Origin of the sequence: Streptomyces sp. NPDC059564, assembly GCF_042735575.1 — a bacterium.
In the GTDB taxonomy this organism is placed as follows: Bacteria; Actinomycetota; Actinomycetes; order Streptomycetales; family Streptomycetaceae; genus Streptomyces.
This window is the reverse complement of the sequence record NZ_JBHWBP010000292.1, coordinates 1-9710: the sequence shown is the minus strand read 5'-3', so window position 1 is coordinate 9710 and position 9710 is coordinate 1. Positions and strand designations below refer to the sequence as shown.

Annotated in this window: 7 protein-coding genes and 2 pseudogenes; 3 read left to right on the top strand and 6 right to left on the bottom strand. The window is 71.6% G+C overall.

Going from position 1 to position 9710, the window contains the following annotated elements:
* The coding region (locus ACFV0Q_RS32190; RefSeq protein ID WP_385010143.1) for a helix-turn-helix domain-containing protein at positions 1–261 on the top strand (261 nt) is incomplete at its 5' end.
* Positions 262–687: 426 nt separating this feature from the next.
* Here the strand turns inward: ACFV0Q_RS32190 and ACFV0Q_RS32185 are convergent.
* The 6 genes and pseudogenes from ACFV0Q_RS32185 to ACFV0Q_RS32160 form a co-directional block, all read right to left on the bottom strand.
* Positions 688–1299, bottom strand: coding sequence for a DUF5753 domain-containing protein (locus tag ACFV0Q_RS32185; RefSeq protein ID WP_385010142.1), 612 nt, complete (start codon positions 1297–1299; stop codon positions 688–690).
* A gap of 144 nt (positions 1300–1443) precedes the next feature.
* Positions 1444–3102, bottom strand: a complete 1659-nt coding sequence (locus ACFV0Q_RS32180) for a xanthine dehydrogenase family protein molybdopterin-binding subunit (protein ID WP_385010140.1) — start codon at positions 3100–3102, stop codon at positions 1444–1446.
* A gap of 139 nt (positions 3103–3241) precedes the next feature.
* Positions 3242–3844 (bottom strand): annotated as a pseudogene (locus ACFV0Q_RS32175) (FAD binding domain-containing protein); the annotation flags it as partial.
* Between the two features lie 32 nt (positions 3845–3876).
* Positions 3877–4023 (bottom strand): annotated as a pseudogene (locus tag ACFV0Q_RS32170) (2Fe-2S iron-sulfur cluster-binding protein); the annotation flags it as partial.
* Positions 4024–4138: 115 nt separating this feature from the next.
* A complete protein-coding gene (locus ACFV0Q_RS32165) occupies positions 4139–5161 on the bottom strand; it encodes an amidinotransferase (protein ID WP_385010138.1) in 1023 nt (340 codons plus the stop codon).
* A gap of 50 nt (positions 5162–5211) precedes the next feature.
* Complete coding sequence (locus ACFV0Q_RS32160; protein ID WP_385010136.1) at positions 5212–7611, bottom strand: hypothetical protein; 2400 nt, start codon at positions 7609–7611, stop codon at positions 5212–5214.
* Positions 7612–8304: 693 nt separating this feature from the next.
* Here ACFV0Q_RS32160 and rpmF point away from each other — a divergent pair.
* A complete protein-coding gene (gene rpmF / locus ACFV0Q_RS32155) occupies positions 8305–8475 on the top strand; it encodes a 50S ribosomal protein L32 (RefSeq protein WP_007267665.1) in 171 nt (56 codons plus the stop codon).
* A 4-nt stretch (positions 8476–8479) separates the two neighbouring features.
* Positions 8480–9655 (top strand): GTP-binding protein, encoded by a 1176-nt coding sequence (locus ACFV0Q_RS32150; protein WP_385010134.1) that lies wholly within the window; start codon positions 8480–8482, stop codon positions 9653–9655.
* The last annotated feature ends 55 nt before the right edge of the window (positions 9656–9710 follow it).

Genomic DNA, 9710 nt, shown 5'->3' with positions numbered 1-9710 from the left:
CAGGCCGGCATGTCCCGCCGCACCCTCATCCGGCGCTTCCACTCCGACACCGGTCGACCGCCCATGAGTTGGCTGCTCGATGCAAGGCTCGGCCTCGCACGGGAACTCCTGGAATCGAGCGACCTGACGGTCGAAGCCGTCGCACGGCGCTGCGGCCTGGGCACGCCGGCCAACTTCCGGACCCTCTTCAAGGCGCACGTCGGGGTACCGCCGCGCACTTACCGCGACACATTCAACTCCACCGCTGTAAAACACCGTTGACCCTATGACCTCGGCAGGCCGCCGTCGGTCGCGAACTCACCTCTCCACACCACACACCCGAACGGCCCGCGGTTCCGCTGACCACGGGACAGCAGACCAAGAACTCAGCAGTCTCCAGAGCCCGGCCAAGGCGCTGCCCTTGGCGCGCCGACGAGGGAAACACACGGGTCACGGCAGTTCCGACAGGCAGGGTGGTCGTCTGTGGTCGCAAGCTGAGGGTGTCGCACCTTCCTCCGCCCGCCGAAGGCGATGTCCTTGCGTACCGGCGTCGGCCGCGGCCCCGTTTACCGCCGCTGCGGTTGCAGGGACACCCGACATCACCAGACCGTCGCCAGTCCCCCAGTCCTACGTCGACCACCGTCGCCAGAAGGGAGGACCTGGAGGGCAGAGGAAGCTGCCCGCTTCCTCGTGCAGTGCTCCGGCTCGTCAGCTCATCGCCAGTGCGGACGTGATCAGGTCACGGGCGGTTTGTGCGTAGACGGCGCAGGGCTGGAGGAGCCCGAACGCCTTGCGGAACACGCCGACCCGTCCCTGATCCGTGATCGTCTCGGCCCCGCGGTATCCCTCGACTTCGACCCTGCTGTCGTCGAAGATCGAGAAGCTGCCTCCCGGGTGGACCAGGAGGCGGGCGCGGGCCGGGATGATCCCCAGGGACAGGCCCGGCAGGTCCGTCGCATCCAACAATCGGCGCAGCTGGTCCCGCATCACTTCCGGCCCGCCAAGATGGGTGTACAGCGCCTGTTCGCCCAGCAGGATGTGAAAGGACCGGCCTTCCTGGCCGATGTACCGCGCGCGAGCCGTACGGGCGGCTACCCCTGCCTCGATGTCGTCGGGGATCCCGTAGAAGTCCACTACGAGGCGCAGCACCGCAGCGGCGTACTCCGGGGTCTGCAACAAGCCCGATACCAGTTCCGGGCTGTAGCCCACGTACTCACGTGTGGTCCTGACAAGGTCCAGGAAGCTCTGCTGCACAGGGCCGGTTCCTGTACGAAGCAGGTCGTCCCAGCCTGGCGCCGCATCCTGCGGAGAGGTCGTCATGACCGCGATCGTGACAGCACGACGGCTCCAGGGTGTGCGGGATGGCCTGAACTACCCGCCAACAGCGGCTCGTCCTCATCCCCGGGGCCGGCAGGTCACCGGCCGCCGTTCAGAGCAGCGCCTCCAGTCTGATGGGCGGGTCGGTCAGGCGTTTGCCGGTGGTGTTGAACACCGCGTTCCCGATGGCGGCCGGGACTCCCACGATGGGATCTCCCCCAGCCCCTTGACCCCGATGGGATCCGCCAGGGGGTCCTCGGTGTCGATGAACGCGGCGTCCAGTTCGGGAACGTCGGCGTTGACCGGGACCAGGTAGTCGGCCAGGCCCGCGTTGACGATCCGGCCGTCGCGGTGGTCCGTGACCGTGGCCTCCAGCAGGGCCATCCCGATCCCGCCCACCATGCCTCCGACGGCCTGGCTGTGGGCCAGTTTGGGGTTGATCACGCGGCCGACGTCGTAGGCCGCGAACATCCGGCGGATGCGGACGAGCCCGAGGAGCGGATCGACGGACACCTCGGCGAAGACGGCGCCGTAGCCGTAGCTGGAGATCCTCTCGTCGGCGTCGCCGGGCCCCCATGTGGCGGTGGCCTCCAGACCGGGCAGGCCGGCGCGGCGCAGGATCTCGCGGTAGCTGTCGGCGGCGCCACCCTGCCCCGGGGTGAGGCGGCCGTCGCGGACCGCCACCTTGGCGGGATCGGCCCGGTACAGGGGCGAGGCGGGGTCCGCCACCGCCAGGGCGATGAACTTGTTCCGCAGGGCCGTGCACGAGGTATGGGCGGCCGAGCCCACGCTCGCCATGGTGGTGGCGCCGGCGTGCGGCGGGGCGAGGGGGTGGGCCGAGTCCCCCAGCCGGAAGGTGACCTGCCGCGCGGGCAGGCCCAGCGCGTCCGCTGCGACCTGCATGACGGAGGTCGTCGTGCCCGGTCCCATGTCACTGGTCGCCGTCGCCACCGTCGCCGTCCCGTCCGCGTCGACCCGGGCGCGCGAGCCGACCTGGCGGCGGTTGTTGTGGTACGAGGCGGTGGCCATGCCCGTGCCGATCAGCAGGTCGCCGTCCGTGCGGCCGCCGGGGGCGGGGCTGCGCCTCGACCACCCGAAGCGGCGGGCACCGAGGTCGTAGCACTCGCGCAGCCTGCGGGTGGAGAAGGGCAGGCGCGTCACCTCGTCCCGGGTGGGTTCGTTGCGGAGCCTCAGCTCGATGGGATCGATGCCCAGGTCGTGCGCCAGCTGGTCGACGGCGGTTTCGAGGGCGAAGGCGCTGCTGACGACGCCCGGGCCGCGCATGGATGCCGGCGACTGGGCGTCGATGGCGGTGAGCCGGTACCGGGTCCTCGTGTGGGGGACGCCGTAGAGGAACTTCGGCAGGTCGGTGAGCCCCTCCTCGTACTGCTCGTAGCGCGAAGTCTCCGTGCGGACCTCGTAGATGAGGCTCTCGATGCGTCCCGTCGCGCCGGCCCCGAGCGCGAGGCGCTGGCGGCGGGCGGGCCGGTAGCCGGTGCCGTAGTAGAACTGACGCCTCGACAGGACGACCTTGACGGGCCGTCCGGCCCGCCGCGCCGCGAACGCGGCCAGGACGACGTGGTCGTAGGCACGGATGGCGCTGCCGAACCCGCCGCCGACGTACTCGCTGTGCACCCGGACGTCCTGCTCGGGGACGCCGAGCGCGCCGGCCACGGTGCGGGCCGCGCCCTGGACCCACTGGGACTTGTCCCAGAGCGTGAGCTTGCCGCCTTCCCAGCGGGCGATGGTCGAGGGCAGTTCGATCGGGTTGTGGTTCTCCCGGCTGATGGTGAACTCGAGGTCCACCGTGGCGTCCGCCGATCCGAAGGCACCGTCCGGGTCGCCGCGGCTGTAGTCCGGGTTCGAGGGCGCCGTGACCGACGCCGCGCCGGGGTCGTCGAAGTCGGTGAGGGCCGGCCGCCCTGCCCCACGACGTGGCCGGCCATCACCGTCCTCCTCCGATCGTCGTCAACTGCCGGCGCACGGTCCGCTCCAGGAGCCGGATCTTGAACGCGTTGCCGGACAGTGCCCGCGCGCCCTCGGCGGCACGGGAGGCCGCCTGCGTCCACGTCGCGCGGCCGGGACGCCCGCCCACCAGCGCCTGCTCCACCCGCGGCAGCCGCCACGGCACGGTGGCGACGCCGCCGACGGCCACGTGGGCGCCCCGGATCACACCGCCCCTGATGTCGAGCGCCACCGCCGCCGACGCGAGGGCGAATTCGTACGACTGGCGGTCCCTGACCTTGAGGTACCCCGACCGCCGGGTATGGGGGCCGGCGGGGACGCGTACGGAGGTGATGAGTTCGCCCGGCCTCAGATCCTGTTCTCGGTGCGGGGTGTCCCCCGGCCGCAGGAAGAACTCCGCGACCGGGACGGTGCGGGTGCCCTCCCTGCCCCGCAGGTGGACGACGGCGTCCAAGGCCACGAGCGCCACGGCGAGGTCCGACGGGTGGCTGGCCACGCAGTGCGCGCTGCCCCCCAGGACCGCTTGCATCCGGTTGTCGCCGTCGACGGCGTCGCACCCCGTGCCGAGGGACCGCCGGCTACAGGCCGAGTGCCGAACGTGAGGCAGGAGTTCACCCTGCGGTCGTCCACCAGGACCGTGCACGCCCCGCAGGCTCCCTGGTCGCAGCCCTTCTTCGTGCCGGGCAGCTCCAGGTGCTCCCGCAGGAGGTCGAGGAGCGACGTCCTGTTGTCCACCACCGCGGACCGCCGCTCCCCGTTCACGGTCAGCACGACCGTCGACGTCGTGCCGGCGCCGGCCGCGGCCGGGCCCGGGGATCCCACCGACCAGGCGGCCGACCGCCCGGACCACACATGGCCCACCCGTACCCGTCCGGTCTCAGGACAGCCGCGCACTGCGGTCGCGGTGCAGGTCCAAGGTGGCGCAGTGGAAGGACCCGCCGAGGGCCTGCACGTTCCGGAAGGGCAGCGGCAGGGGCGTGAAGCCGAGCTCGGCGAGCAGGGTCTGGAGCTTGTCGTCAGACGCCTCCACGAGCACGTGCTGTCCATCGACGACGAGCAGGTTCATGCTCAGCCAGGCGCTCGTCATGTAGAGCGGAGGTGTGGTGCGCGGGTCGGGGTGCGGGGCGGGGACGAGCTCCCAGTCCGCCATCGGGGTGCCGGCCAGCGCGGCCGGATCGATCCGGTCCGGGTTGTAGAGGACGAGCCCTTCCCGCAGCGGGCACAGGGTGGCGTCGATGTGCATTGCGTGCGGATCATCCGGCCGGACCAGATGCACCTGGACGTCCCCGCCCAGGCGTTCCCGCAGGTCCTCGACACCGGACCGGTTGGTGACGTGGCTGAGCTGGCCGATCAGCGTACGCGGGCCCAGGCGCAGGAAGTCCGCGGCGTCCCAGGCCGGACGGGCGTCGCCGATGACCCAGCCGTCAAGGGCTAACGGCGGCCCTGCGCCGACCGGGTCGACGTTCAAGTCGACGGCCGACGGCAGCCACCTGGCCCCGTCCCGTCGGCACTGCCGCACCAGTGGCCAGTACGCCAGCAGCTCGTGCCGCCGGCTGCGCCAGGCCATGGACGCCTCGACGATCGCATCACCCATCACGAGCAGCGCGTCGCGCGGCATGGCTGCCGAGTACCCGCCCAGTCCCGACCACTGGACCTGGCGCGGACGGTGCACACGGCATCCCAGCTCTTCCAACAGCTCAGCGAGGGCCTGGAGCTCGCGCTCCGCGTCCTCCACGATCCGCGGCGGGAAGGGGTGGCCGGGACGGAACTCGTCCCAGTGCTCGCGCGGCATGGTCGCCTCGACCATGCGGCGGTCCTCGGCCGGGAACATCGCACCGTACGCGGTGCCGACCAGCACCTCGCGCAACGGACTCCATTCGTCGCACGCATCGACCCGCACAGCCATCGCCCTGACCGGGATCGCGCCCTCAACCGGCCGCTCCGTATCCCTCATCGCCGGAAAGTCCGGTTCATCTCCGCGATCCGCCCGGCGTGGTAGCGGATGCTGGGGTCAATGGTGCGGGCGTCCGGCGGCAGGGCGTCCGCCTGTGCCTTGATCTTGTCGGTCAGTACGGGCTGGTCCGCGCCGGTAAGCCGCAGAACGCCGCGAGTGACACCGGCCGCGCCCAGGACCCGCAGCGTGCCCGGGGCGTCGCTGAGGCCGTTGACCTCCGTGCCGTCCGGTCCGAGCACCGCGACCAGCCGGGTGCCGGTGCCCAGCAGTGCGGCCGCGCCGCCGGGGTGGTCGGCCTCCTGGCCGATGGTGTAGACGATACGGCTGAAGGTGGAGAGGCGGCCCTGGAGGTCGGTCGTGCCGAACCGGCCGGTGGTGGTGTACCGGATGGTGACGGGCAGGTCGGTCGTCCGAAGAGTCGGCTCCCACACCGGCAGGGAGAAGGCCCCGATCGCCGGCAGGGTGTTGCGCCGGTTGAAGCCGCCGCTGACGAAGGTGAGGTCCCGCTGGATCTCCGCCTTCCGGGCCGGGGCGGCCGAATCCCATTCGGCGCGCAGCCCCTTCGGGTCCAGGGCGCCTTCCGGCCCCTTGGGGTAGTCGGCCCCGAGTTTCGCCGGGCGGGCCCCCCAGGTGACTTGACGGGTGACGTAGTGGGCCTGTTCGACCTCGGAGGCGCCGCCCGCGCCGCCGCCGACGACGAGCAGGTCGTCGTCCGGACGGTAGCTGGCGCTGGTGTTCTGGCCGCCGTACTGGACCTGGTGTGCCCGGACGAGGGCGTCGAGGCGGGTCAGCGTCTGCGGCGGGAGGGTGGTGCGGTCGACGGGCTCGCCGCTCGCGGTCACGATGACGGCGCCGGTCATCGGGTGGACCGAATAGGGGGAGTCTGGGTCGGTGACGAACCGGGGGTCGCGATAGCCCTCGGGCCGGAAGCCGAGCCGGGCCCGCAGGTCCGGATCCAAAGTCGCCGGGTCGACGGCCGATCCGTCCGGGGCGTAGACCGTACGGGTCTGCGGATCCACCGAGTAACGGGACTCGGCATCGATCACGCGGCGCTCGGTGGGCCGGCCCTGGGGGTCGAGCAGGAAGGGCTCGTACAGCCTCTTCGGCGTGCCCTCGACGTTCTGCACGCCGAGGAGCCAGCTTGCGTTCGCGGGCAACTGCCCGGCGTACGGCTCGCCCTGGGCATCGAGGATCCGCGTGTCACCGGCCGGGCCGAACGCCACTTGGTAGCCGGTACCCGGATCGACGAAGGTCCGGCCGGCCAGCTGGTCGCCGGCCGCCTGCTGGATCCTGGGCGGGCCGAGACCGGTGGCCAGGTCCACCGAGCGCGCGTACAGCGTCCGCCGGTCGCCGGTCGTCAGGCGGTACCGGGCTTCGGCAGGCCAGTCCGCCGCGGCCGTCCCGTCCGGCCGGGCTTCGATCCCGGTGACGTTCGCCTGGTACGTGGGCATGCCGGCCAGGGCCCGGGCCACACCGACCGCTCGCCCGAAGGCGGTGGACATCACGAAGTCGTTGCGGTCCTCGGCGAAGTCACCGGGCTGGAAGGAGGCACCCGGCAGCTCGTTGTCCATCGCGGGCTGGGTGAGGCGGAAGTCCCCGAGACCGTTGACCACTCCGTAGCCCGCGGACACCGTCAGGACGGGCGGCACATCGGCGCCGGCACTCGCGACCGGGGGCAGGGTGAGGTAGTCGACCGTGGCCGCCCATCCTCCGCCGACGATCACGTGAGGGATGACCGGCAGCTGCGCATCACGCGTGTTCAGGGATTTCGTCAGCTCGGCGTCCACGGTCGTTCGCTGGGCGATCACACCGTCGGCTTGTTCGCGCAGCACGCGGCGCTCGCAGTCCCGTTCGGCGCGGATGTCCTTCAGGGCCGCCTGTGATCCGGCCTGGCGTGCCAGCTCGAGCACCTTGTCGAGAGCGGTCGCGGAGCCGGGCGACAGCGTGCGGACGGAGACGGCTCGTGCCGCCGCGGCTGCCACGCCGGCCAGCGGCACGTTGCCTTCCATACGATGCACGGGCCGGGCCGGTTCCTCGTCGAGCAGGCCCATCGCGATGGCGGAACCGAGTGCGGCCGACTTCACCTGGGCCGTGGCGGTGGGCAGTTGGTCGCCGAGGATCTTCAGGGCTGCGATCCGGCCGATGTCCCTGGGGCTGAGCGGGATCCGGCCGGCGCTGTCGGCGGTGGTGAGCACACCCTCGGTCAGGCCGCTCGTGACGTCGAGCCGCCGGTTCGCCGACCGGTCGGAGACGATCGCCGCCACCTCGGTGAGCCGGGCGGCGACCGCCAGCCGGATCAGATCGGCCGTCGCCCGGTCGGAGACCCGTACCACGGCCGCGCTCGGCCCGAGAAAGTGCGTGGTCGCCACCGGCGCGTAGGCAAGCGTGCCCGGCATGCGCGCGGGCTCCACGCCGATCGTGAAAGACCCCTGGCCGTCGGGGAGGAGTACCCGGCTCCCCGCCACCCGGGCCCCGGCGGGGAGAGGCCCGGCGGTCAGCGCGGCCGTGATGGCGGCCGCCGTGCGGGCGGCACTTGCCGTACTGAGCTCCTTGCCACCGAAGTCGAGGCCGGCGGAGGCATGTGCGATCGGCCCCGGGGTCGCACATGTAGTGGCGCGTTCTCGGAATTCCGCCGTGCGCGCGTGTGCGCTCTGAGCGGCCGGGCCCAGCGAACCGCCGAGCACGGCACCGATGCCGCACCACAGTGAAAACGTCCGCCTGAGCCGTGGGAAGTCACCGCGCATGGAAGCCAGGCCCTCCTGTCACCGTGGGCAGCCCCAGACCGCCCACGTCGTCACGATGAGGAGTGATCACAGCACGTGGGATGACATCAAGGGGGCGTCGGAGGAATCACCTGCCTGATCGTTTCGCCATCGCCCGAATGCCCGCCGTGCGGGCGGCGACGGCCTCGCAGGCGGAGATTCGCCCGGCCATCGGAGGGCCGCCCGAGACATCAGCTTCGATCCGACCGCGCGGGCCTGCCGGGCGCCGCAGTGGGTCTCACGCAGAGGAAGGCGACATCAATTGATAATGAAGGTCGTTTTCATATAGCCTGCCGTCCATACGCGCCGACCACCTAGGAGCCACCCATGGCCGTCCCCAAGCGGAAGATGTCCCGCAGCAACACCCGCCACCGTCGCGCCCAGTGGAAGGCGACCACCCCGCAGCTGGTCCCCATCACGGTCGACGGGTCGGTGTACCAGGTCCCGCAGCGCCTCGTGAAGGCCTACGAGCGCGGCCTCCTGCGCCCCGAGGGCTGAGCCGGTGAACAGCACGACCCCCGACCGGCTCCCGGTCACGGTGTTGTCCGGGTTCCTCGGCGCGGGCAAGACCACCCTGCTCAACCATGTGCTCGGCAACCGCGAGGGCCTGCGGGTGGCGGTGATCGTCAACGACATGAGCGAGGTCAACATCGACGCCGAGCTCGTGCGAGGCGGCGAGGCGGCGCTCTCCCGCACCGAGGAGCGGCTGGTCGAGATGACCAACGGGTGCATCTGCTGCACCCTGCGCGACGACCTCCTCCAAGAGGTCGACCGGCTGGCCCGAGAGGGCCGCTTCGACTACCTGCTCATCGAGTCCAGCGGCATTTCCGAGCCCATGCCGGTCGCGGCCACGTTCTCCTTCCCGCGGGACGACGGCGCGACTCTGGGCGATCTCGCCCGCCTGGACACCATGGTCACCGTGGTCGATGCGGCCAACTTCCTGCCGGAGCTCGCCGGCGGGGACGAACTCGTGGCACGCGGACTCGACCAGTACGAGGACGACGAGCGCACCGTCAGCGACTTGCTCGTGGACCAGATCGAGTTCGCGGACGTCATCGTCCTCAACAAGCTCGACCTGGTCGGGCCGAGCGAGGCGGCCCGGCTGCGCGCCACGCTCACCCGCCTCAACCCCGAGGCCCGCATCGTGCCCGCGGTCCGGGGCCAGGTAGCCCTGGAACAGGTCCTGGGCACCGGGCTGTTCGATGTCGAACGGGCCCAGCAGGCCCCTGGCTGGGTCAAGGAACTCAACGGCGATCACGTGCCGGAGACCCAGGAGTACGGGATCTCCTCCCTCGTGTTCCGCTCAGACCTCCCGTTCCACCCCGGCCGGCTGTGGACCTTCGTGACCAAGGGGCTCGACAGCGGGACGTACGGGCTGGTTCTGCGGTCGAAGGGTTTCTTCTGGCTCGCCAGCCGTCCGCGGGTGACCGGTCTGTGGTCACAGGCGGGTGCGGTGGCCCGCTTCGAACCCTCGGGCGCCCGCGGACCGGACACCGCACAGGGCCAGGAACTGGTCTTCATCGGCACCGGGCTGCGCCCGGAGGCCCTGCGCGCCGCGCTGGAAGCCTGCCTGCTCAGCCCGGGCGAGCCGGTTCCCGCCGAGGACGAGTTCCCGGTCTGGGAGACGTACGGCATCGAGGACACCTGCGAGCACGAACCCGCCGCCGCGGCGGCCTGAGACTCCGGGCCGGACGGTGGTCGCAGCCACGGCACCGTCCGGCCCGGTCATACCC